Source organism: Psychrobacter sp. Sarcosine-02u-2, assembly GCF_002836335.1.
Classification (GTDB): domain Bacteria; phylum Pseudomonadota; class Gammaproteobacteria; order Pseudomonadales; family Moraxellaceae; genus Psychrobacter; species Psychrobacter faecalis.
The window spans coordinates 21,994-46,820 of sequence record NZ_PJBX01000170.1 but is presented as its reverse complement, the minus strand read 5'-3'; the positions used below and the strand labels follow the sequence as shown (position 1 = coordinate 46,820).

General features: G+C 44.3%; 21 protein-coding genes and 2 tRNA genes. 8 read left to right on the top strand and 15 right to left on the bottom strand.

The genetic code is table 11. The annotated features are described in order from the left end of the window. Nucleotides 1-54: 54 nt before the first annotated feature. Complete coding sequence (locus CXF58_RS09905) at nucleotides 55-1,659, bottom strand: alpha/beta hydrolase family protein (protein ID WP_102077385.1); 1,605 nt, start codon at nucleotides 1,657-1,659, stop codon at nucleotides 55-57. 192 nt (nucleotides 1,660-1,851) lie between these two features. Here CXF58_RS09905 and CXF58_RS09900 point away from each other — a divergent pair, with 192 nt between their 5' ends. Beyond that, the gene (locus CXF58_RS09900; protein ID WP_102077384.1) at nucleotides 1,852-2,745 is read left to right on the top strand and encodes a methyltransferase domain-containing protein; all 894 of its coding nucleotides are present in this window, start codon (nucleotides 1,852-1,854) and stop codon (nucleotides 2,743-2,745) included. A gap of 46 nt (nucleotides 2,746-2,791) precedes the next feature. On the opposite strand, the gene CXF58_RS09895 is transcribed toward CXF58_RS09900, so the two are convergent. From CXF58_RS09895 to CXF58_RS09865, 7 genes are all read right to left on the bottom strand, one after another. Then, complete coding sequence (locus tag CXF58_RS09895) at nucleotides 2,792-4,276, bottom strand: ABC transporter ATP-binding protein (protein ID WP_228706596.1); 1,485 nt, start codon at nucleotides 4,274-4,276, stop codon at nucleotides 2,792-2,794. A 177-nt stretch (nucleotides 4,277-4,453) separates the two neighbouring features. Next, nucleotides 4,454-6,136, bottom strand: coding sequence for an ABC transporter permease (locus CXF58_RS09890; RefSeq protein ID WP_102077383.1), 1,683 nt, complete (start codon nucleotides 6,134-6,136; stop codon nucleotides 4,454-4,456). A gap of 97 nt (nucleotides 6,137-6,233) precedes the next feature. After that, a complete protein-coding gene (locus tag CXF58_RS09885) occupies nucleotides 6,234-7,373 on the bottom strand; it encodes a Fe(3+) ABC transporter substrate-binding protein (RefSeq protein ID WP_102077382.1) in 1,140 nt (379 codons plus the stop codon). Nucleotides 7,374-7,598: 225 nt separating this feature from the next. After that, nucleotides 7,599-8,360 carry a 16S rRNA (uracil(1498)-N(3))-methyltransferase gene (locus CXF58_RS09880; protein WP_102077381.1) on the bottom strand — a complete coding sequence of 254 codons (762 nt, stop codon included), beginning with the start codon at nucleotides 8,358-8,360 and terminating at the stop codon, nucleotides 7,599-7,601. A 20-nt stretch (nucleotides 8,361-8,380) separates the two neighbouring features. After that, nucleotides 8,381-9,970, bottom strand: coding sequence for a 3-deoxy-D-manno-octulosonic acid transferase (locus tag CXF58_RS09875; RefSeq protein WP_102077380.1), 1,590 nt, complete (start codon nucleotides 9,968-9,970; stop codon nucleotides 8,381-8,383). Nucleotides 9,971-10,156: 186 nt separating this feature from the next. After that, the gene (locus CXF58_RS09870; protein WP_102077379.1) at nucleotides 10,157-11,530 is read right to left on the bottom strand and encodes a tetratricopeptide repeat protein; all 1,374 of its coding nucleotides are present in this window, start codon (nucleotides 11,528-11,530) and stop codon (nucleotides 10,157-10,159) included. 114 nt (nucleotides 11,531-11,644) lie between these two features. Continuing rightward, entirely contained in the window at nucleotides 11,645-13,297 is a 1,653-nt protein-coding gene (locus CXF58_RS09865; protein ID WP_102077378.1) for a cardiolipin synthase, read from the bottom strand. Between the two features lie 428 nt (nucleotides 13,298-13,725). Between CXF58_RS09865 and CXF58_RS09860 the strand changes: the two genes are divergently transcribed. Both CXF58_RS09860 and CXF58_RS09855 read left to right on the top strand, forming a co-directional pair. Beyond that, nucleotides 13,726-13,801 (top strand) — tRNA-Val (locus CXF58_RS09860). Between the two features lie 51 nt (nucleotides 13,802-13,852). Continuing rightward, nucleotides 13,853-13,929 (top strand) — tRNA-Asp (locus CXF58_RS09855). A 146-nt stretch (nucleotides 13,930-14,075) separates the two neighbouring features. On the opposite strand, the gene CXF58_RS09850 is transcribed toward CXF58_RS09855, so the two are convergent. After that, the gene (locus CXF58_RS09850) at nucleotides 14,076-14,513 is read right to left on the bottom strand and encodes a CopD family protein (protein ID WP_102077377.1); all 438 of its coding nucleotides are present in this window, start codon (nucleotides 14,511-14,513) and stop codon (nucleotides 14,076-14,078) included. Between the two features lie 60 nt (nucleotides 14,514-14,573). Here CXF58_RS09850 and CXF58_RS09845 point away from each other — a divergent pair, with 60 nt between their 5' ends. Then, nucleotides 14,574-15,053 carry a hemerythrin domain-containing protein gene (locus CXF58_RS09845; RefSeq protein ID WP_102077376.1) on the top strand — a complete coding sequence of 160 codons (480 nt, stop codon included), beginning with the start codon at nucleotides 14,574-14,576 and terminating at the stop codon, nucleotides 15,051-15,053. Nucleotides 15,054-15,226: 173 nt separating this feature from the next. Here CXF58_RS09845 and orn read toward each other — a convergent pair whose 3' ends face one another. Further along, nucleotides 15,227-15,814: an oligoribonuclease gene (gene orn, locus CXF58_RS09840; RefSeq protein ID WP_102077375.1), complete on the bottom strand. Its 588-nt coding sequence runs from the start codon at nucleotides 15,812-15,814 to the stop codon at nucleotides 15,227-15,229. Between the two features lie 227 nt (nucleotides 15,815-16,041). Between orn and rsgA the strand changes: the two genes are divergently transcribed. From rsgA to secB, 4 genes are all read left to right on the top strand, one after another. Next, nucleotides 16,042-17,145, top strand: coding sequence for a ribosome small subunit-dependent GTPase A (gene rsgA, locus CXF58_RS09835; protein ID WP_102077374.1), 1,104 nt, complete (start codon nucleotides 16,042-16,044; stop codon nucleotides 17,143-17,145). A gap of 164 nt (nucleotides 17,146-17,309) precedes the next feature. After that, nucleotides 17,310-17,765 (top strand): rhodanese-like domain-containing protein, encoded by a 456-nt coding sequence (locus CXF58_RS09830; RefSeq protein WP_102077373.1) that lies wholly within the window; start codon nucleotides 17,310-17,312, stop codon nucleotides 17,763-17,765. 293 nt (nucleotides 17,766-18,058) lie between these two features. Then, complete coding sequence (gene grxC / locus CXF58_RS09825) at nucleotides 18,059-18,322, top strand: glutaredoxin 3 (protein ID WP_068407436.1); 264 nt, start codon at nucleotides 18,059-18,061, stop codon at nucleotides 18,320-18,322. Between the two features lie 204 nt (nucleotides 18,323-18,526). Further along, nucleotides 18,527-18,979, top strand: a complete 453-nt coding sequence (gene secB, locus CXF58_RS09820; RefSeq protein ID WP_068407439.1) for a protein-export chaperone SecB — start codon at nucleotides 18,527-18,529, stop codon at nucleotides 18,977-18,979. Between the two features lie 207 nt (nucleotides 18,980-19,186). Here the strand turns inward: secB and adk are convergent, their stop codons facing one another. The 5 genes from adk to CXF58_RS09795 all read right to left on the bottom strand — a co-directional run bounded on the left by adk (nucleotide 19,187) and on the right by CXF58_RS09795 (nucleotide 24,671). After that, a complete protein-coding gene (gene adk, locus CXF58_RS09815; protein ID WP_068407441.1) occupies nucleotides 19,187-19,843 on the bottom strand; it encodes an adenylate kinase in 657 nt (218 codons plus the stop codon). A 230-nt stretch (nucleotides 19,844-20,073) separates the two neighbouring features. Beyond that, nucleotides 20,074-21,354 (bottom strand): c-type cytochrome biogenesis protein CcmI, encoded by a 1,281-nt coding sequence (gene ccmI, locus CXF58_RS09810; protein WP_102077372.1) that lies wholly within the window; start codon nucleotides 21,352-21,354, stop codon nucleotides 20,074-20,076. After that, nucleotides 21,351-21,905 carry a cytochrome c-type biogenesis protein gene (locus tag CXF58_RS09805; RefSeq protein ID WP_228706597.1) on the bottom strand — a complete coding sequence of 185 codons (555 nt, stop codon included), beginning with the start codon at nucleotides 21,903-21,905 and terminating at the stop codon, nucleotides 21,351-21,353. Before CXF58_RS09805 ends, ccmI begins: the two co-directional genes overlap by 4 nt. Nucleotides 21,906-21,991: 86 nt before the next feature. Beyond that, on the bottom strand, nucleotides 21,992-22,660 hold the full coding sequence (locus CXF58_RS09800; RefSeq protein WP_102077371.1) for a DsbE family thiol:disulfide interchange protein: 669 nt from the start codon (nucleotides 22,658-22,660) through the stop codon (nucleotides 21,992-21,994). A 1-nt stretch (nucleotide 22,661) separates the two neighbouring features. Next, nucleotides 22,662-24,671: a heme lyase CcmF/NrfE family subunit gene (locus tag CXF58_RS09795; protein ID WP_102077370.1), complete on the bottom strand. Its 2,010-nt coding sequence runs from the start codon at nucleotides 24,669-24,671 to the stop codon at nucleotides 22,662-22,664. Nucleotides 24,672-24,827 lie beyond the last annotated feature (156 nt).

Here is a 24,827-nt window from a genome sequence, read left to right as displayed (position 1 = left end):
AAAGGATACAGTTTTTTTTATTAGTATGAATATTAGACTCAAACTTAAACAATCTTACGATTGGTTAAAATTTTGCTCAAAGAATTCACGAGTAGCCTCAGTACAAGAAGTAGCCACTAGACCACCGTGATAGCTAGATAAAAAGCTATTGCCAGCATCGGTAACACTAGCGTTAAAGCGAGTTTGGATATTAGGAATAGTACTGTTCTGCAACCATGGATTAGCTAGGGCCGACTGACTCAAAGGTGCAATAGTAGGCACTCCTCTATCTGCCTCATCGCTATTATCAACATCTAATACCGTTATATTTAGATTAGCTGCTGAGTTATTATCGTTATATTGCTTTAAAATAGCTAACATTGACCCTGTATTTAAATCGTAATACACGGTTGGATCACGATGACCACCGCATAATAATGTTGGCACCTTAGGTTTATAACCACGAAGATCATTATCTTTTAATGCTTTACGAATATTACTTTTTGGATTGGCAGCGGGCATTCCCGTCGGTGTTGTCGACGTTAGACTATCAGGGTTTTGTAGCGCATCTGCCATGTACATAGCTCGAAAATCAGTTTTTATCAAATATTTTTCAGCAGCGAATCCTAAAAAGGCAAAAGGCAGTTCACTATCGGGTAATTGATTTAGTAAAGGGTCACTAGTAGGTTTGGCTTCAAACAAGGCAAATCTAGGAAGTTGTCCAGCTGCGACTAACTCTTCAAAACTTAGTAAACTTGGAAATTGAGTATTAGCATAATCAGCACTGAATATCTCTGATCGACTGCTATAAATATTAGGATATTTTTTCTGTAATCCTATCGCTAATAGTGGTGCAAAACGAGTTGCGCCAAGATTGACATTACCTGCAAATATAAAATCACCAAACGCTGCTAAAGCGTAAGGGCCTGATGCTGGTGCCATAGCAGTAATAGGTTTACCTTGTTGCTCTAGCTTACGTGCGGTCGCCATAGCGACGTGCCCACCTTGCGAATAGCCACTCAAAAACAGCTTACCCGAATCATCAATTTTGCTGTAATTGGCATCATTGGCGCGTTTTTTGCGTTCGATAATGCTGCGCGCGCTGTCTAGAGCATCGACCATGTCGGTTGACTGCTGCTGGGCGACCAAATAAGGATGGTAATCAAGTTTTGATTCATCGTAGCCTGCATAGTTAGGTGCGACGACGATATAACCTTGGGCGGCAAAGTTTGCGGCGATTAAGTTTGCTTCTCTTACTGCTGGGTTTTTAGCATTGCCGACTTGGGCAAAGTCGTAGCCTTTATCCGTTGTCGTGCCATGCGCGTATAATAAGACAGGACGATCACCTTTACATTCGGCCGCGTCGCCAGTCGGTAGCATCAAAGCGGCTGTAGCATTGGTATCTTCATCGGCAGCGCCTTTGGTATCATAAGTGACTTTTTCTATGGTAACACCGCACTTAGCAACAGGCGTTGCCGTACTTCCCAAACCAATACTGCTATTGATATCATTTGCCGTAAAGGTTTTTATAAATTTAGCGCTAGCAGACGGCGCTGAAACGTAATGATCATTATCATCGTCATTACAACCAACGAGCAATAAGCTACTGGCAATGGCGATCGATAATAGACCACGCGTCATGGCGGGTTTGTTTATAATGGATGAATTGGGTAAGACCATGATTGCTATCCTTAGCAGTAATAAACAGAAAATTGCCTAAAATCCTAGGCAATGGACAAGTGTAGTTTAGTTTAGATACTTTAATAAAAAACTATGCTTCAACCGTACTATTTATACGCTAAAACCCTATTAAAATCCAATAAAAAAGTTATAAAAACCATTTCAAATACCTTAGATAAGATAGAGTCCGTAATGACACAAAAAGAGAGCCAAGCAAGCAGTTCATCCATTAAGCAAGCAACTAACGAGGCAAGCAAACAAGCTATCACAGCGTCCATTGTACAATCTGATACGCGCACAGACCGCAGCTTTGACGCGATTGCCGACCACTTTGAAAAAAAGGTTTATGGCGGCTTAAAGGGTGATATTCGTCTGGCCATATTGCGCCGTGATATTTTTGTCTATTGTGCGCAGATGAGCCAAATGCTTGGGCGACCGTTACGTATTCTAGATGTCGGCGCAGGACTGGCGCAAATTGCGATTGAGCTTGCCAGTCAAGGACATAGGCTGGTTATCAATGATATTTCAGCCAATATGCTGGAGAAAGCGCAAGCAAACGCTGAAAGCGTCGAAAAGGATTTAGATATTAGGTGGTATATTTGTCCGTATCAAGAGCTTGAAGAAAAGCTCGCGAGTAACACAGAAAAGTTTGATTTGATTATGTGTCATGCGCTGCTTGAATGGTTGGCAGAACCTGCCGCGGTGATGAATTTTTTTGATAGGCACTTGAGCGCAAATGGCGCGCTATCGCTGTGCTTTTATAATCCAGCAAGTTTTGATTATCGCAATCTTATTATGGGTAATTTCAACTTATTAGATAACAGCGAGTATAAAGCAGACAATGAAAAAAGTCTCACGCCCAATCATCCGGTTGCTAAAGAAGAGGTTGAATCGTGGCTAAGGGCGCATGAGTATCAAACCATACTTGCCAGTGGCTTGCGGGTATTTCATGATTATGCGCCGCTTAAACGTGGCGGTCATAATGACCCTGATGCGGTAATACGTATGGAGCTGCGCTACTCGCAACTCGAGCCGTATAAATGGCTTGGGCGCTATTTGCATATATTGGCAACGCGTCACGCTTAACGTCTTCGTTAAACTTAAAAAGTATCCCTAAGCTTAAAACTGCTAATTATCTGATTTCTTCCACGCGCTCGGATCTATCATACTCTGACCAGGTGGTGGCATTGATGTCTTTTTCATCAAACACCACCACATGCTCGAGGATAGGCAAGATACCAATTTGCGAGCCAATCTCATGGTTATGATGACTGGCAACGAGGGACAATACGGTTTGACCGTCAGCAAGCTGTAAGCGATATAGATAGTTTGCGCCGCGAAAGACGCGTCCGACGACTAAAGCCGTCTGCGTACTTTCATCGTCATGAACGATATCATCAGGCCGTACCAAGACCTTAATCGGTGTGCCGTTTGGATAATCGTACTCGCAATATAGTGGCTGCCCTAACTCATCATAGACTTCCATACGCCGATAAATATCACCAAGTGCGGTTTCGACATGACCTTCTTTGATGATGCCATCTATCATTGCCCCCTCACCGACAAACTCAGCGACAAACGGACTGACCGGCTCATGATATAGCTCACTTGGCGTGGCCCACTGGACCAATTTACCTTTATCCATGACCCCGACTTTATCGGCCAAAGCAAAGGCTTCGTTTTGATCATGGGTGACCAAAATAGCGGTGGTATTGGTACGTTTAAGGATATCACGCACGCTCATCGCCAGTGATTCACGTAGTACCACATCTAAATTAGAAAACGGCTCATCAAGTAGCAAGAGTTTAGGCTTTGGTGCCAATGCGCGCGCCAATGCCACTCGCTGCTGCTGACCACCCGATAGCTCACTAGGACGTTTATCGGCATGTTCCGTCAATTCGACAAGTTCTAGCATTTCTTTAATACGCGCTTTTTTATCGGCCGCCGACCATTTATTAAGACCAAAAGCGATATTTTTTGCCACGCTTAAGTGTCCAAATAACGCATAATCTTGAAAGACCATGCCCATACCGCGCTTGGCTGGCGCGACCGCAAACTTGGTGCGCTCTGTCTGCTCGGTCAGACGCTGATTGCTTAAGCAAATTTTACCGCCACGACTCTGCTCCAACCCAGCAATCGCCCTTAACGCCGTGGTTTTACCGCAGCCGCTATAACCCAAAAAACAGCCTATTTCACCTTGCTTTAAATCTAACGATAAGCCATTCACGATAATCGTATCGTCATAGCCAACGATTAAGTCTTGCACGCTAAAGTAAGCGTCATCAGCACCGGTGTTGTTAGTCGATGCTTTAATAGCTTGGTTATCTTGCGATTGGCTCTGTTCTGCCGTTTCTTGATTTGAGACAGACTGATTTATAACGCTTTGATTTAAAGTGCTTTGGTTTAAAGTACTTTGTTTTGATATGCCTTGTTTTAATATATTTTGTTTTGCTGTATTTTTAGGCAAGCTTTTATCCGCTTGCAGCTTTGCTAGTTGAGCTTTGGTTAATAACGTTGTCGGTGGTTTTTTCACATGCTCCGGTCTTGGCTTGCCGCCCACCTTGACGGATTTAGACGCTGCTGGATTGGTTGAATCGTTCATCAAGTCAGTATACATAGACGGTACCAGTAAGCTGTTAGTGAATAAAACCTTTTGTTGACACGGTTTTTAATATGGCTTTTTTAATATGATTCTTTTTCAAAGAGACTGTTTAACTACTATTTAACTAGGGCTAGTTGATTAAGGCTTTTTGATTATAGCGCTTGGATTATTGTTGCTTAATGATAAATGCGCTTAACTTTGTTTATCACTTTGACGCAGCAATATCCAAACAGGAATAAGACCAACCAGTACAATCAACAAACTTGGCAAGGCAGCGCGTCCCCACATGCCTTCGCTGGTCATCTCAAACACCCTTACTGCCAGCGTATCCCAGCCTTGTCGCCGCGTCATCAAGGTAATCGGCATCTCTTTCATCACTTCGACAAAACCCATTAATAACCCAGTCAATACCCCGGGGCTAAGTACGGGTAGCATCACTTGCCGCCAGCGCTGATACGGGCTATCACTGAGTAATTTAGCTGCCGCTTCTTGATTGACGGTCAAGCGCTGTAACTGACGATCTACCGGCTGAAAGCTTACCGTCATAAAACGCGTCGATAAGGCCAGCAGCATCACAATCACACTACCGGATAAAAACTGTGCTGAAGTAATACCAAAAGCAATGAGCTGGTTATCAAGCCACGCTATCGGAATAAATATCCCAACCGCCAAGACCGTACCCGGCACCACATAGCCCAAATTGGCTAAGGTAGTCATGAGTTTGGTCGATTTATCCGGATATTGACGCTTGACCCACGCAATAATAATCGCCAAAAATGCGATAAATATGGTGGTCATACTGGCAATCATAAGACTATTGGTAACAAAATCAATATAACGCGCGTCAAAGTCTTGCTGGAAGTTTAAAGCGGTCCAATAAAGCAGCTGCAAAAATGGAATCAAAAACGCTATCAAAAATACCAGCGTACAAAGTAGCGCCATGCCCCACTTCGCAGGTTTACTGGCTTCAAAGCGCTGACTACTACCCTGCGTCACCGTATTACCACGCTTGGCTTGCCAATATTGCTCAAACAAGACGACGATAAAAACCACGCCGATTAATAACGCGGCCAACTGCGCGGCAGTGGTTAGACTAAAAAATCCAAACCATGCTTTATAAATCGCCGTCGTAAAAGTATCGACATTAAAGACCGACACCGCACCAAAATCTGCCAGCGTCTCCATGCTAGCAAGCAGCAAACCACCAATGACCCAAGGCAGCGCTTGTGGTAATGCCAGCCGAAAAAACACCTTACTACGACTTAAGCCAAGCATCTGCCCCGCTTCAATCGCGCGCCTGCCTTGCGATAAAAACGCTTGGCGTGCCAGCAAATAAACATAAGGATAAAATGCCAACGACAATACCAAGCCTGCGCCCCAGACGTTACGTACCGATGGGATAGCGGTGGTAAAACCAAACTCCCTTAACGCCGTTTGCAGGGGGCCACTAAAGTCAACGATACCGACAGTGACAAATGCTAAGACATAAGCGGGCATCGCTAATGGCAGCATCAGCGCCCAGGCAAAAAACCGCTGTCCCGGGAAGCGGTACATACTGGTCACCCACGCAAGTGCCGTGCCGATCACGCCAGAAATCAGTGTCACCATCAGCAATAAAATGACGGTATTTTTTAACACTGGCGGCAACACATATTGACGCATGTGCGTCCAAATATCAGCGACCGGCTGCGTCCATGATAATAGTACGATTAAAATCGGTACGAGCATAAACAACGAAATCAGTCCTAAGACTGATTTCGAGATAATACGTTTGCGGACGACATGGTCTTGACTGATAGACGAGCTATTATTGTCGTTATTAGCTTCATTGACAGTATTGTCTTGTTTAGCAGACGCTTCTGGCGTTGTTATCATAAGTTGTTACCGTGTCATACGCATAATGACGCGATTAGATGCTAGATGAATAAACATCTAATCGCTAAAAACCAACCGCTCAGCGACTTGTAGCTTGTTATTTATAACCCGCTTTATCCATCATTTGAATGGCTTGGGTTTGTAGCTCACCAAACTTCTGCACGCTGATACTATCTTGTTTAAACGGACCCCAAGATCTGAGTAGCTCTGACTCATCGATACCTACTTTTACAGGATACTCTTTATCAGAACTGGCATAAAGACCTTGCGCCTCATCAGAAGATAACCACTCCATCAATTTAAGCGCACCATCTGGATTGTCTGAGTTAGCGATAACCCCAGCGCCAGAGATGTTGACATGAGTACCAGTCGTGCCTTGGTTCGCCCAAAATATTTTTACAGGAAAATTTGGTTTTTCATCAAGCAGGCGACCATAGTAGTAACTATTGGCAATACCCACTTCACACTGACCAGCGGCAATCGCCTCTAACATGCTAGTATCATCACTAAAGACGTCTGTTGCTAAGTTAGCTACCCAACCACGAATAATTTCTTCTGTTTTTTCTTCGCCCAGATTTTCCATCATGCTTGCAACCAATGATTGGTTATAAACAGCTTTTGATGAACGCAGACAAAGTTTGCCTTTCCATTTTGGATCGGCCAAATCTGCATAAGTAGATAGTTGGTCGGCGCTAACTTTGCTTGGATCATAAAAAATCGTACGAGCACGTAATGACAGACCTGTCCACTGACCTTTTGGATCACGGTATTTAGCAGGAACATTGGTTTCTAAGATAGTAGAAGACACAGGTTGCAATAAGCCCTGCTCCGCTGCTTGCCATAAGTTACCCGCGTCAACGGTTAATAACATATCCGCAGGCGTGTTTTTACCTTCCGCTTGCAAACGCGCCATCAATGGACCAGTTTTATCGGTGACCAGCTCAATTTTAACACCTGTTTTTTCGGTATATTTATCCAATAACGGTTTAATCAACTGCTCATTACGTGATGAGTAAATCGTAACCGTTTGCCCACCAGCGGCCGTTGCGTCATCATTTTTCGCCACTTCTTGCTCAGCGCCAGATTGTTCAGCAGTGGTTGTAGTGTCAGCATCTACGTTTTCTTCTGGCGTCGATGAGTTACTACAGCCCGCAAGACCTAACATCATGCCAAATACAGCAATGGGTAAAGTAAGCTTACTAGAAGATAGATTTGCACTGATAGCAGTTAATGACATGGCATTCCCCATAATGGTGCTACGGATAAGTGAGATAAGGCGACATTAAAATTATTAATAAATAATTGAATAGCGGGATAACGGGATTAATAAGACCTTAATGTCTAAGACACATTATACTAATAGAAATGAGATTAATTATCAATAAATTTATCTAGCCCTGCTGTGCCGATAAACTGGTCTAATTTTTAACAAGATATCAATGATTTATGTATCTGCCTGAGCTTAATCCTGACCTTCTAGTAACCACTGCCCTAAAATGACATTGACTGCGGCTTCGGTACGTAAGATGCGTGGCCCGATATTAACTGGCGTACATCCTTGCTCAGCAAGCAACTCAATCTCATAATCAATCCAGCCACCTTCAGCACCGATAAATACCATACTTGGTAAAGTCGATTCATGAGCTGCCTTAGGTTTTGCCAGTGGTTGCTGGACGTATTGCGCAAATGACAGCGCGCTATAAGGATGAGCAACGATAGCGCGACTGGTCATTAAGCTTGCAAGCTTATCTTCTACAAAGGGTTTAAAGCGTTTTTGCAGGCTAATACGCGGCGCAATTGTGTCCACGCCTTGTTGCAGACCTTCTAACACAAACTCGTCAAGGCGAGCTAGCATTGGACTTTGCCAATAGCTTTTTTGCGTACGGTAGCTGTTGATAAGAATGATATCGTTAACGCCAAGCGCCGTCATATCCATGATTAAACGCCGCAATACCTTTGGCCTTGGCAATGCCAACACCACTATAAGGTTAAGCTTTGCTGGCGGATTGTTATTCAGCTGTATATCGCTTAGTTGAATACTATCGGAGGTAATGGTTTTAATGATAGCGCTACCGAGCTTACCGCCAAGCTGACCAATTTTTAACCTATCGCCTACTTGGGCATTTAGCACTTTATTCACATGAGCAATTTGCGCTAAATCATTGATATACGCAGACGCGTTATCATGTTGAAAGTTGGTCGCTGGCAATAATATACAGTTCATAGCGTCACTTATATCCGCTGTTAATTCACGTCTTGGCTCAGGTCTTGCTCAAAAGATGGTTTAGCGTATTGTTCAATAACACCTTCAATCATCGATAGCTGACGATGTAAGACTGCTTGCTGTTGCTCAGTCATTGCTGCACCTGCTTGCCCTGCCTGTTTTGCTAAGGTTAAATGGCTCAGCCAATACTTTAGCTGCTGATAAAGAAGATTGTCACCATCATCTGAAGAAGATTGCTTACCATCAGAGTGACGCGGCTGAGAGACTTGGCCATTCGCATTAATCGCGCTATAAAACGCATTGTTTGGCTGATATAACGCCCCGACGCTAGCAAGCTTATCAACCACGCTTTGGCAAGACTGGGTATAAGCACCCATCAATACTGGCGTTGCTACGCTTGCCGGCTCAACGGGGTTGTGCCCGCCAATATCGACCAATGAGCCGCCTACCAATGCCACATCGGCAAGCGCATACCAGCGCATCAACTCACCCATACTATCAGCGAGATAGACTTGAGTATTTGCGCTAATGGCATCTTCAGCACTACGCCGCGCCATCGCCAATCCTGATTTTTCAATCAGCTCTGCCACTTCATCAAAACGCTCTGGATGTCTTGGCACGATAATCAGCAAACTATTAGCTAACAAAGGGTTAGATAGGATTTGCTGCTGCCATGATAATACGATCTCTCCCTCACCGCTATGCGTGCTTGCTGCCACCCAAATCGGACGATCTGCTATGCCTGAATCTAAGTCCAAGTCTGCGCCATCGCTTCCTATGTCAGCTTTTTTAACATCATCATTGTCATTTTTTGGCTTTGGCGTATTGATTACCCATTTTAGCGAACCTGCCACCCGGATTTGCGCGCTATGAGCGCCCAATTGCCGAAAGCGTTTTGCCGATTCGTTATCCTGCGCAATAATCAAACTCAAATTCTTCATCATACTGGCACTGACAGCGCCAATTTTTTGATAGCTTTTAAAAGAAGACGCCGACAGCCGTCCATTGACCAAAACACTTGGGATATGATGTTCGGACAATTTGGTTAAGATATTGGCCCAAAGCTCGGTTTCTACAAACAGGGCGGCGACGGGTTGTACATGTCCTAAAAATGTCTCGATAACCGCAGGACTGTCGACTGGAACGTAACTATGGCTTAAGCGACCTTGGGCAATATCATCGGCAAAGCGGCTGGCACCGCGCGCATATCCAGTCTGCGTGGTATTGGTCAACCATATCTGATAGCCTTTTGCCAATAGCGCATCCAGCAAAGGCGCGACAGTATTGGTCTCGCCTAAAGAGACCGCATGGCACCAGATGACCTTTTTGCTATTGCACTCTCTATGATTGCCATTTTCGATGGCAGTCGCATTAGATTGAATATTTGCATTAGGTACAGGCGGCGCAGGATAGCGCTTACCAAAACGCTGCTCGACTTCTTGCTGGTAATTATCACGCTTATGCGAGCGGCGCCATACTTGCAGACGATAGAGCGGTTTTAGCAACCCAATCGTCACCTGATAATAAATAGGTGGTTTATAAACGGCTCGGCTTTGTATCGGCTGAGTCGACTTATCAAAAGAAGGTAAGGAATTATCAGAAGATGGCATGAAGAAGCCCAGATTAGTAATGGATCGGACGATAGGAGATGACGTTATAAAATGACAATAAGAAATGCCAATAAAAAACGCGCCAATTCTACCTGAATTTAATGCTAAACAATAGTTTTAAAGCACTTGCGATTAGAAACAAAGATTTAAAAATCAGAATTTAAAACTAGAGTTTTACATAAACAGCTAGACAATAATGAAGATTAATATAGCGACGACAATAATTACCGCAAACAATAACTGATAACGTTTGAGACTATACTGTTCTTGTTTTTGTGTGCTAATCAACGCCTGCGCTTGCTGCCATTGACTGACCAAACTGGCCGCTTCTACATGACCGTTTTCGGACGCTTGCTCAAGCCAATATTTGCCATTGGTCATATCTTGCGGTACGCCAAAGCCTTGATAGTAGAGCTTACTTAATAAACGCTGGGCACGGCTGTCGTTTTTGCTCGCTGCTTGCTTCACCCATTCAACGCCTGCTTCCATGCCAGCTACTTTATCCGTATTTATTCCTTCACCAAGCAGCTCATACATTGCCAAACGTAGCATCGCCGCGCTATTACCTGCATGGGCAGCGTCTTGCAATCTTGCTAGAGCTTGCTGCTTTGCTGCCAAATGCTGCTGTGAAAAGGCAACTTGCGCGCGCGGTTTCTCTTGCTTAGCAATATACTGCTCAAATTGATCCAAGACTTTACGGGCTTGCTCGTATTCTGTTTTGCCAGCGCTTTGGGCGACGTCTATTTCATCAAGCTCTATCAGCAATTGAGTAAAAAGCTCTGGAGTTGGCGCGAATTTTGTTGTTGGTTTTACTGCAACTTCTTTTAACGCTGCTTGTGAAGATACTACTGACGTAGTTTCTGCCGTTATAGTTTGTACAGGGGGGCTTTCTAATGAAGCCGTCGATAAATTAGCTTTTGCTAATACAGTATCTGCTTTAACAGGTTCAGGTGTTGATTGCAGCTCATGATGAGAATAACTATTATTAATGGCGTTTGGCACTCTTGCAGTTACTGCTTGGTATAGTCCACTTGCCACCTGACCGCCTTGCACTGCTTGAAACGCTCTATCAATATGACCAAACAGCCGCATTCCTATCGGCTCTAAAGCAAAAAATAGCGACTCAGTCGTATTAAACTGATTATTAACCTCACTATCATCGCGATAAACCACGGCCATATGCTGATAAAAGTCATCGGTCAGTAGCGGCAAGGTAGGATAGCGCTTACGTAGCTCAAACTCTCCGAACCAATGCGGCGTATACTGCCATTGCTGTGCCAATACGCGCCCGGTATAAAATGCCAAAAATACCATAAAATTACGATAGCGCTCATCTATTAATAGCGCCGCTTCATCCCAGCTGCCCGACTTAACCATGTCACGGCGTATCTGCGACAGCAAAGTATCTACGCGCTGTAAACTTGCCAACGATTCATCGAGTGTGCATCGATGCAATTCCGCTTCATAAGCCATGCCGCCGGCAACAAAACGGCCGGCTAAAAAATCTTGCCAATAGCCTGCTGCGATATAATCAAGGGGCGTTAAGGGCGATGCAGACATAAGGCGAGCCTATCCTTTAAAAATTGAGCGTTTTGAAAACAAACATTTCAAATAATAATAAAAATAAGATGGTAATAAAAATAAGTAGTTTACCTTAACCTAAAATCAAAAGCGCTACAATAAAGGACTAAATAAGCGCACTACATTATCAAATAAGCGCTCTGCTCCGTGGCGCTCTTGCCATTCTTCTAAACGTAAAAACCGACAACTCTGCAAGTAAACCTCTTGGCAATCCGCAACCTGAGCGACCATTTCTGGCGTATAAATCGCTAAGCTGACCTCCATATTTAAATAAAAACTGCGCATATCAATATTTACCGTACCAAACAGACAATAATCATCGTCAATAACCACGGTTTTAGCATGCAGCAGTCCACCTTTAAATAAAGCAATGCTCACCCCGGCTTCGAGTAGCTCTTGATAGTACGCTTGCGAGGCATGCTGCACCAAAAATGAATCCACTTTTTCGGGCACAATAACCGTCACCTCGACCCCTCGTTTGGCCGCGGTGGTCAGCGCCCCTGATAACGCTTCATCGGGGACAAAATACGGCGTGGTAATACGAATACGTTTATTGGCACGATGTATCACCGTCACCAACGTATTATAAATCACATGCGCCGTCACTTGCGGCGCCGAAGGTATTAGCTGCGCCAGCACATCCTCAACGACTGGCATACGCGGTATCACAATCGATGTCGACCCAATCTCGGGTAGCTCATCTGTATCGCTAATCTCGTCTAACACTTTAACGCGACTATTGATATCATTAATAGTCGGATTCATGACATAAAGCTTACGCGTATAGTTATTCACGCGGTGATTGAGCGCATCGAGATTGTCTTTATTTTCCGCGCCAATATCGGTGACCACCACTTTTGCCATCGCCGTGGCAATATTTATCGGTTGTTGGCTGACGCTACGTATCGCCACATCAATCCATTGACCGACATTTTTGTTTTGTTTAAAAAACTTCGGGTCAACCAAGTTAAAGCTACCGATATAGCCTATATGTTCGTCAATGACGATAATCTTGCGATGATTACGTAAATCTGAGCGTTTAAATAGCGTCTTAAACAAACCAACCGGCAGCGACTGGTGTACAAAAACCCCAGCCTCTTCTAACATGCGATGCTGTTTGCTATTAAAAAAGCTAAAACTGCCCACACTATCCGCCAAAATATGACACTCGACACCGCGCTGTACCGCTGCCATCAACGCGTCCATGACGTCGAGTATCTGACCTTTTGGATAAATGATATAGAACTCCATCAGAATAATGCGCTGAGCGGCATTAATGTCTTCAATCAAGCGCCCAAAGATAGCACTCGGCGTGGTCAATAATTGCATTTGATGATCAGGAAACACTCCAAACCCTGTCCAACGTGTGCCTATTTTACTGACACCGCGATAATTATCGGGTAGCAGCTCTTGTCCTTCATCAAACACCATTTGCTCACGCTTGGCCATATCATTCATCAGTAGCCGCGCCTGATTCATACGCGCACGATAACGCCGCCCAATCATTGGCTCACCCAATAAGATATAAGCGATAAAACCAACCAAAGGCAAAGTATAAAGCACAGCAACCCAAGCAATCGATACCCCAATATTGCGCTGCACCGAGACGATACGCAGGGTCATGACGATCATCAAAATCACGTGCAATACCAAACCCAATCCAGCAAAGTCTCCTACCGACCAGGTAGTAAAGTAGTCTTCAATAGACAGAGCTTCTATATTAAAATTATCTATGCTCACCTCCATGACCCTATATCACTCAAATCATTCATCTATTTATTAGTTATTAGCCCGCTGTTTTATTAAGTAGACGCCCTATAAGTAGACGTCTTGTTCGTTAGATGCAAAAAGCCTTATCAGTATAGTGACTTTTAGCAAGCACGCAATAGCCAGCAATATAGCGGCTATATAGTCTATCATCACCCTACTTACAGCTTAGTTTGAGCGGTAAGTAAGTTTATTAGCCATAATTTTAAAAATACTTAAAATAATATTTGACAGTCATGTGTAAATGTATATAATACACACCCACAGAGCGAGGCTTTAGTTAGTTCTCTTCTGTTGAAAGCTATTTAAAGGGTGACAGCTTTGAATGTTGAAGCTTTCAGGAAATCCTATTTAAAGGATTTCCCTTGCGAAGCTAAAATTGCAGTGCAATTTTTTAACGCTTCTCAGGGTGATTAGCTCAGTTGGTAGAGCGTCTGCCTTACACGCAGAATGTCGGCGGTTCGAATCCGTCATCACCCACCACTCATTTAGCGAGTGGGTCTTTTAGAAAACGAAATGCTAAAGACGACCTAAGCAGCGGTAGTTCAGTTGGTTAGAATACCGGCCTGTCACGCCGGGGGTCGCGGGTTCGAGTCCCGTCCGCTGCGCCATATTTAAAACTTGGTTTTTAATAAAATTATTAAGTACAAAGTTTCAACCTCAAGTATTCATTTACTTGAGGTTTTTTTGTGTTTGTTGATTTGTATTAGCTATTAATTGCTACTTAGCCTATATCATTTTATCTAAAAACTTCTCTTTAAAATCCCGTACGGAACAGCGTACCAACCACGACGAACGCCACTGAAAATAACGTCACCAGAATAATATTGATGGCAAACCCATTCAAATTATTAGCGGATAAGCGTGGTATGACCCAAAAGCGCGCATGCATCGCGACTAGTGCCGTCAGTAATAACAAACTCAGCTTTATACCAATCAAGACACTGATGTCATTATCAAAGGCAAACCACATCTCTATGTTAGGTAATATCTTATATGCCATCCATAATCCAGTGATGATTTGAATGGCTAATGCCGGCATACCAATTTTTTCAAACTGACCTTCAAATTGTAACAATGCGTCTAAATTACGTGAAGATAGCACTTTTGGCAACACCACTAATGCTAGTATTAAATGACCACCTGTCCAAATTGCAGCCCCGAGTAAATGCAAAATTAAAAGATAGTTAAACATAAAATATGACTCCAAATAATGAATCAATCATGACTTCTCGAAGCATTAAGGTATTTAATTATGAAACGCGCCAATCAATTGCAGCCGCTGTCACGCCAGCACCATCTTGGGCTTAATCTGTCTCGCCATGCCAAAGAAAGCTTGGATAAACCCGAAGAGATTGCCAAACATTGGGACAATCTTACCTCTTATATTAATGATATGGCTTACCACTTCCAAATTGAAGACAATTTAATCGCTAATGCCTTAGAGCCGTACCGCGCTACTGAATCTGAGGTGGCGTCAGTACTCGATACCCTTGATGGACAGCATAAGCAATTACATCAACTGATAAATACGGTCGAACAATCACAAAAATCTGGCAATAAAGGGGTCAGCGTGGCACAAGTTCATGAGCTTGGCACTCTATTATACGACCATATTCGCTTTGAAGAGCGCGAGTTATACCCGACGGTAGAAAAATATTTAACGGAAGCAGAATTAGATGCGGTTTATGAAGCCAGCTCTGATAGCATTAAGCGGCCTGATGAGGGTCGCTAATATACTATTAAAGGATTATCCAATAAGAGTTAATTAAAAATATCACTGAAACAAAAAGTCCGCCAAGAAACGAGCCATATCTTGGCATTCGCTTCTTTGACGGGCTTTTTATTTGTTCTTAAATGGTTATTTCTAAAGATTGATTTCTAAGACATCAATCTTTGAACATGACGTTAAGGCATCAACTTAAAGAAATGCTGACGATAATGTTTTAGTTCACGAATAGAATCGCGAATATCATCTAAGGCTAAATGGCTGCCGCCTTTTTCAAAGTTCCTTAAAATATCTGGACGCCAGCGGAAACACAGCTCTTTAATCGACGACACATCAAGGTTGCGATAATGGAAGAAGCGCTCAAGCTCGGGCATTTGGCGGGCTAAAAAGCGGCGATCTTGGCAGATTGAGTTACCACACATCGGCGACTTGCCACTATCGACCCATTTATTCAAAAACTTAATGGTTTCCGCTTCTGCTTCCGCCAAGGTCACCGTACTACGGCGCACACGGTCCACCAAGCCTGACTGCCCATGCTGCTTGGTATTCCAGTCATCCATTTTATTTAATATTTGATCGGATACTTTAATGGCAAACACTGGCCCTTCGGCAAGGACGTTTAAATCCTCATCGGTCACCACGGTCGCAATCTCGATAATCTCATCATTTAAGGTATCAAGTCCGGTCATTTCTAGGTCAATCCACACCAACCCTTTTTTACCTTGGTTTTTGATTTTAATTTTATTGGGATGGTCGTCGGTACTCATAAAATATCCTATGGTCAATAAACTTTGGCACAGCTTGTGAGCCTTGTTAATCAATTAAACTGACTCTAAATAGTCAGGCTAAAATCATATGCTTTGCACTTGGTTGGCTATAATGCCTAATAAAACGAAAACATTACAAAACCACTATCTGCTAGCGGCGCTTTAGGCTGTATGTTAGCAAATTTTCACGCTACACTTAGCAATATTTTTCTAATAGGTCACAACCCATGGCATTAATCCGGCAACGCAAACTGACTAAACAACAGATTCGTCGCATCGACAAACAACAGCTCGATAGCCAAGACAGCATCGATGACAGTTTGATGGATGGCGTGGTCATGGCGCATTATGGTAAGCAGCTAGAAGTACAAGTGACCAGCTTGCCGGCAGTAATTCCTGTGCAGCCGGAGATTGCGCCCGATGACCCTGAGCCATTTTGGCAGGAATTAACGTTAGGCGATATTTGGCGCTGTCATGTGCGTACCAATCTACCTATGCTAGCAGCGGGCGACCAAGTACGCTGGACTGCCGATCCTAATACCGGCTTTGGACGTATCGAATCAGTCAAGCCTCGCACCTCGCTCGTTTCGCGTCCTGACCGTTATCATAAGCTCAAACCCGTCGCTGCTAATGTTGATATTTTGGCCATTGTATTTGCGCCCTTGCCTGCCGCTGCGCCGACATTGATTGATCGCTATTTGGTCGTTTGTCATCATGCGGGCGTAAAGCCATTATTGGTACTTAATAAAGCCGATCTACTGGCGCAAGAAAACAGCGTCGATACCAGTGAATTATTGGCACAATACGCGGCCCTTGGTTACGAAAGCGTACTGACCTCGGTTGCATGCCCTGAAAACATCGCTGATAGCGATGAGCAAATAGGGCTTGATGAGCTAAAGCGCTACATCGATAAGAAACTGGTCATTTTTGCTGGTCAGTCAGGCGTCGGTAAAAGCAGCTTAATTAATGCCTTATTACCTGAATCAGCACAAAGCGTCAATATTATCTCTGAAAACTCAAAGCTCGGTCAACATACCACCACCACCAGTCGCTTATTACCATTTAATCCAGATGACTTAACCCAAGGCGGCATTGTCGACACCCCTGGTATTCGTGAGTACGGTATTTGGCATTTAACGCCTGATGATATTATCTCAGGCTTTATCGAGCTTGCGCCACTGGCAGGTGATTGCCAGTTCCGCGATTGTCGCCATACCCATAACAGTAAAGGCTGCGCCTTATGGCAAGCGGTTGCGGACGGCGAAGTATTGCAGCGCCGTGTTGAAAACCTTGTGACGTTAACAGAAGAGGCGGATACTAAGCCTTATTAGCAGATATGCCTAAAGGTTACTGATAAAGGAACGACGAGATAAAGTAACGACCAAGCCATCGCCCGTTTACTATAGATGACCTTATCGGTATAATAGCGCCTTGTTCACCATCGTTGGGCTGTTATCTCAGTTTGACCGAACACTTATATTTTTGGAGGTATGGTTTGGATCGTGCGCTGGAATTTGTGGGCAACCACCCGTTTTTATTTGGTATATTAGCCGTGCTTGCCGTGCTGTTTTTTGCTATTGAAAACAAACGTAGTGGCAGAAAAATATCGCCCAACACCTTGGGTATGATGGTCAACTCGCAAAATGCGCAGCTGATCGATATTCGCGCCAAAAAGAAATTTGAAACTGGTTATATCCAAGGCAGCCGCAACATACCTTTTACTGAGCTTAAAGACCGCATTGAGGAAATTCGTGCGATTGAGCAGCCAGTCATCATCGTCTGTGATATGGGTATCCAAGCAGGTGCTGCTGTCCAAATGATTGGTAAAGACAATGTCTATCGCCTAGAGGGCGGTATCGGCGGCTGGCAAGGCGCTGGTATGCCATTGGTTGGGTTAAAAGATGCTAAATCTAAAAACAAAGGTAAAGCCAAGCCAAGTTTGCATAAGTAAGACAAATCCTATTAGCTGGTCTTATTAACCAGCAGTGCCAATCAAAAAGACACCTCTTTATCAGGTGTCTTTTTTATGCGCTAATAATGCTACCGTCAGCGCTTTTTAACCAACACTGCTTGAATTTGCTATAGCCATCCCCACTTTATACGGAGGAGCAGCAAATATAGGGGTTATTTACGTATTGATAACGGATTATATTAATGACTACCCTATAATTTTTTTATCTTACTATTTATCCTATTACTTATAACAAAATTGCTCCCCCATAAATTTATAAATAAGGAATGACCATGACTGTTTCTGTACAAGTTTATACCACTCCAATGTGCCCATACTGCTCAAACGCTAAGCAATTATTACAATCTAAAGGCGTTGATTACGAAGAAATCGGCATGCACGATATCAGCCGCGAAGAGCGCCAAGCTTTGATGCAAAAGACCAATAACTATCGCACTGTGCCGCAAATTTTCATCGGTGATACCTTTGTCGGTGGTTTTGACGAGCTTAACCAAATGAACCAACAAGGCAAGCTTGACGAGCTATTAGCTGGTTAATTTGCTATTGTCCTTTTCTGTCTATTTTTATTGTGTAAAAATAGACAGCGATAAAAATCAAGCGTTGTGATAAAAAACATTTAAAAAAACTGCGTAAAAGACCTTGAGATAAATCTCAAACCTTAGTCTGCATTTATATTACAATGATATGTTGTTACAATGACAATCTGCCCCATTATTTGATTAACTTTTAGAGGAATGACCATGGCTGAAGAACAAGCACAACCACAATTGGCACTAGAACGCATTTATGTAAAAGACATGTCACTTGAAGTCCCAGGCGCCGCTGTATTTACTAAAGAGTGGAACCCTGAGCTTGATATCAATCTATCAAGCAACGCTGAAAAGCTTGATGACGATCATTATCAAGTGGTATTGACAGTCAGTGTCAACGCCAAAAACGCTGAAGAAGCGGCATTTATCGCCGAAGTGCATCAAGCGGGCATTTTCTTATTAAAAGACATTCCAGAAGATCAAATCGGTCAAATCTTGGGTGCTTATTGCCCGAACGTATTGTTCCCGTATGCGCGCGAAGTGATTAGCGACATCGTTACGCGTGGTAGCTTCCCGCAGTTATTGCTTGCACCAGTCAACTTTGACCAAGCATATGCGCAAAGCCAACAGCAAGCGCAAGTTGATGCCCAAGGTAACGCGTAAGTTTTAATCTGCTAAAGTATTAGCTAAGCTACATTTAAACAATAGTAGCTAAAAGCCGTTTACTGAATTTAAGTAAGCGGCTTTTTTATGGACGTTTTTTAGTATTTGCTTTTACGCACTAAAAAACCCTGCTGCTCGTGATTACAAATGGCAGGGTTTTGAATATAACGGTTAATCAACACGTCTATCGGCGACGTTTAAAAAGCTTTAGCCTTTTAGTGCCGATAAGATTTGCTGCTTAACGTCATCAATGCCTTGGGTGCCATCGAATTTGTCATATTTAGGGGCATCGCCGCCCTCAGCTGCTTTTTCTTGATAGTAACCAACCAAAGCAGAGGTCTGCTGTTGATAGGTCGCTAAACGATCACGAATGGTCGCTTCTTTATCGTCCTCGCGTTGAATCAACGGCTCGCCCGTCACATCATCGATACCTTCGACCTTAGGTGGATTGTGGTCGATATGATAAACACGCCCAGAACCAGCATGCTGACGACGGCCTGATAGGCGCTTAACGATTTCATCATCAGGCACACTGATTTCAATCACATGGTCAATCGCTACGTTGGCATCAGCAAGCGCTTGGGCTTGTGGAATGGTACGCGGAAAACCATCTAAAATACAGCCGTTGACACAATCAGGCTTGGCGATGCGTTCTTGCACGAGGTTAATGATAAGATCATCAGAAACCAAACCACCAGCGTTCATCACATCTTTTGCTTGTTTACCAAGTTCAGTACCTTCTTTGATGGCGGCACGTAGCATATCACCTGTTGAGATTTGCGGGATATCATACTCTTTAGAGATGAACTGGGCTTGGGTACCTTTACCGGCGCCTGGTGGACCTAGCAAAATAATACGCATCATTATACGACTCTCCTTAATAGATAGGATTTTGGGACTAATAAAACTTAGGGATTGGTGGGTTGCAGAGCTTACCTTACCTTGTGGCTTTCAAAAGCTCAAGTATTTTTAGTCTTGATGCGGCAAGTTACGATGACTTATCTGTTCATGAGATAAGATTGTGCGGATTGTGCGCCGTCAAAAATATGACGGCGCACATTTACTAAGTATTCAATTTTTACAATATATATATATCAAGGAACTTGTTGATTAATCGCCACATTGACCTGATTTTGGTCGGCGCTAATGACAACAGGATTACCGGTCAAATCACCGGATTCAGCATCGGCGGTGCCGCTATGGCTAATACGCGCAATGACAGCAAGCTGGACTTTATCGCCTCGAGCAGACGCAAGCGTACGTTCAGGCATCATGGCGTCTAAATCACTTAGGCTAATAGTCGCCTCTCCCTGTTTAATGACGCTAATCGGTAAACGTTTGGCAGCGAACGGTGGCCCACCTTTGACATCACGAATAGCGACAAACAACACGTCATCTGCTTTTACTAACGGTAGCAAACTTGCATTAATAGAGACGGTGACCTCAACGCCCTCAGATGCCTGCTGCTGCTGCGCGCTGACGTTGGCACTCAATTCATCAAGGCTTGCCAGCGCCTGGCTATGGTCGCCCGGTTTGGCGGCAATACTGGCGCGCAAACGCTTAATCCAGCCTTGTGCCTGCTCAAAGTTATTGCCACGCGCCTCGCCCATTGCCATCAGCATTTGAGCGCCTTCGTGCTTTGGATTTTTTGCTAGTACGTCTTGTAAGACGCGGCGGCTATTGGCATCGAGCTGGCCTTTATTGGCAAAAAAGCTGATTTGCGCATAAGTGGTGGCAATCTCTTCATTGCCTGGCGACAAACGATAAGCACGCGATAAAGCTTCAAGCGCTGAGTCGGTTGCTTCTAATGATAAAAACAGCTCAGACAGACGCATCCAGCGATCAGGATCATCAGCATGACGATAGACGTTGGTCTGCATAGCACTGATTAGCTGCGTACCATCTTCAATCGCCCAAGCAGGCGGCTGATCGATTTTACCAGTCAATAAGTCATCTGCCACTTGTCCGACTTTATCTTCAGCCACCCATAAGTCAAATACTGACGTACGGTCACTGATTAAAAAATAAGCCAATCCTGCCAATACCGGCACCCATATCATGATAATCAAACGACTTTTGTAACTTGGCACTACCATGGGCGTGACTGTGCGCTGCGCGTCCAGTAATTGGCGCTCAAGCTCAAGCTTTTGATTGCGGTAATGGACGTCATCGATGGTGCCACTGTCTTTGTCTGTTTTTAGCTCTGCCAGACGCTCGCGAAACACCGCCACGTTGATGTCTAGCAGTTGGTTGTCAACAGGCTTGTCGCGCAAGCGTGAGGCGCGTAGCCATGGCATGATAGCGATAACAGCCAGTAGCAGCGCAATAAACAAGCTTAGGGCAATAAATAAGCCAAAAGTAGAAAATAGGGTCATTTTTTGTCCTCTGTACTGGTGATAACAGCTTCGCTTTTAGCATTGCTATTGCTATTGCTATTGCTACGAGACAATAAACGATCAAGCTCCGCTTTTTCTGCCGCCGATAACGCTGCGGCGCTGTCTATATTAACCGCACTTTCACCGCGCGCCACGCGCTGACTACGTTTACTTTGCCAAAACCAGCCAATGATTAGCACAATCAATAATAATGGCGGAAAAAACCACAGTATCCAGGTCGATGGGCGCACAGGCGGCTTGTAAGTAATAAAGTCGCCATAACGCTCTTGCATATATGCGCGTATTTCCGCATCACTACGACCCTCTTTAATCATGTCGTACGTTTTTTGCTTTAAATCTTGTGCGATGGGCGCATCAGAACCTGCCAAATTTTGGTTTTGGCATTTGGGGCAACGCAGCTCCTCGATAAGTCCGCGATACTGCGCTTCTTGCTGCGGCGAATCGAAGTCATAAACGTCAATGGCAGCATGCGCACTGAAACTGAGGATAAAACTAAGCAAGCACGCAAGCATTAAGCCGGCTAACTTTATTATAAAATTTGCTGGTTTTATGCTTTGTGCTGACAGGCTTTTTGATGACGTGCTTTTTGATGACATCACTGTTAAAGGTATGGCGTTCATTTACACACCTCCTGAACCTGACTAGGATCGGGACTGACATTTTTCTTATCCGCTTCATTGAGCACCATCAGACAGGGCATGATGCGGCTTTGCCAGTTGCTTTCATTAATCTCACCAACAATATGCTGACGAATAATACCTTGCCCATCAACCACAAAGGTTTCAGGCGCGCCAGTTAAGCCTAAATCTAAAGCAAATTGCCCAGATAAATCCTGAATAGACATGGAGAATGGATCGCCGCCACGATTTAAATATCCTAGCGCATCACCGATGTCATCTTTGTAATTAACGCCAACCAAATTGACCCCGCGTTCCTCTAATTGCATTAAAAAAGGATGCTCAATGATACAAGTTGGACACCACGAGCCCCAAATATTCATCAAAAATGGTTGTTCGGGCAAATTGTCATTGGTCATCATACGGCTAGTATCGGACAATAATGGCAACTCAAATGACGGTACCGGCCGCTCAAGCGCAGTATTGGTGACGATATCCGTCGGCTGACCCAAACGCAGGTACAGCATAATAATAAAACCAACAAACACAATCAGCGGAATCAAAAACCATATCTTTATTTGGCTTTTTTTCATGGTCTTGGTCGTTTTGTGGTTTGCATCACCTTTATTGTCAGGCGCTTTTTGGGAAGAATTATTTGACTGACTCATGTTACTTCTCCCCTACGTGAGCTTCGGTAATAAATCCTGCTTTGTTGGCTGCCGTTTGCGTTGATGCCTTAGCCTTTTTAAAACGATAACGGCTATCGAGCATACTTAGCAGACCGCCTAAGGCCATGATAATCGCCCCAAGCCATATCCAGCGCACCAGCGGCTTGACATAAATACGTACCGCCCACTTATTACTGTCTTCTGCGATAGGCTCGCCCAGCGCTACATAGACATCACGCATGAGACTGGCATCAATTGCCGCCTCGGTCATTGGCATACCACTAATAATATAAGTACGTTTTTCCGGATACAAAGTTGTCACCGCGCGACCTTCTTTGGTCACCTCAACCTGTGCTTGCATACCATCAAAATTACTGCCCCTGACTTCATGAAAATCTTTGACCTCAAAGTCGTAGCCTTGTACGTGCACAGTTTCATTTTCACCCAATGCCACATCGCGCTCGACACTCAAGGTGCTGGTAAACGCCACCCCGATGACGGCGACGATTACGCCAATATGAGCAGTTTGCTGCCCCCAGTAGCTCAAACGTAGCTGACGTAGTCCTTTAAAGAAACTTGGGGCGTTTTTGGTTTTGTCTTTAAAATCGACTGCCATCCAAAGTAAAACCCAAAAGCTAACCGCCAGCGTCACGCCAATATTTAACATATCAGACGGGCTAACAAAGTAGGCAATAATCGCTGCTAATAATAAACTGCTGACCGCAATGACCATACCGGCGCCTAAGAGCGGACGGCTGTCTTTTTTCCAGCGAATATTAGAACCCATGCCCATCGCTACTAATAACAGCCAAGCCAAAGGTACAAATAGCGCATTAAAGTACGGAGGACCAACAGAGACCTGACCTAAATTAAAGGAGTCAGCGATGATAGGATATAGCGTACCAAGCAGTACGACTAAGGTTGAGATTAAAATAATCACGTTATTAATGACTAAAAATGATTCACGCGATATCAGCTGATACTGACTTTCAACCGTCAGACGCCAACCGCGTACGGCAAACATCAACAGCCCGCCACCGACGATAATACCCAGAATGACTAAAATAACCAGACCGCGCGTTGGGTCGGCAGCGAACGAATGCACCGAAGTAATGACGCCTGAGCGCACAAGGAAGGTGCCCAAAAGACTCAAGGCAAAAGCAAAAATGGCCAGCATAATGGTCCACGCTTTAAAGACCCCGCGCTTTTCGGTCACGGCTAATGAATGCAGTAAAGCTAAGCCAGCTAACCAAGGCATCAATGAGGCGTTCTCTACTGGATCCCAAAACCACCAACCGCCCCAGCCAAGCTCATAATAAGCCCACCAAGAACCAAGTGCGATACCAACGGTCAAAAAGCCCCATGCAGCCAGTGCCCATGGACGCGACCAGCGGGTCCAGACAGCGTCCAAACGTCCTTCCCATAATGCTGCCATACAAAATGCAAATGGCACAGCCATACCCACATAGCCCATATACAGCATCGGCGGGTGGATAACCAAACCAAAATCCTGTAGCAGAGGGTTTAAATCGGCGCCATCGACGGGTAAATTTGGTAAAGTGCGATCAAACGGTGATGAGGTAAAGATTAACATCGCCAGCATCATCACTTGCACGCCAGCCAATATTACCAGTACGCGGGCGCGCATGGTCAATGGTAAGCCACGGCTAAAGTAGGAGACCAGCGCACACCAAGTGGCCATAATGGTCATCCATAGTAGCAGCGAACCTTCATGTCCGCCCCACGTCGCCGACAATTTATAATACCAAGGTAACAAGGTATTAGAGTGCTGGGTGACATAAACCAAGCTAAAATCATTAAAATAAAAGCCTGCCATCAATGACCCAAACGAGACAATCATGGCCGCAAACTGCGCCCACGCTAAACTCGGAGCAAGGCGCTGCCAGGCAACGTGGTCGTTCATGACACCCATGGTTGGTAATACCACCTGCAAAATCGCCAATACAAAGGCGGCCAGCAAGGCAAAATAACCCAATTCTGTGATTAACATACGGTCTAACCTTGTTTACCTTAATACGGTCATTGTTTATTTTAGAAAGCAGTATTTTTAATGCGTCTGAGAATAGTCAATAGTCGTTACTTTTAGACATTACGCCGTCATTGTCATGCTTTTTTCTGCATCTGTAGCTATCAGCCATTGTAGCTT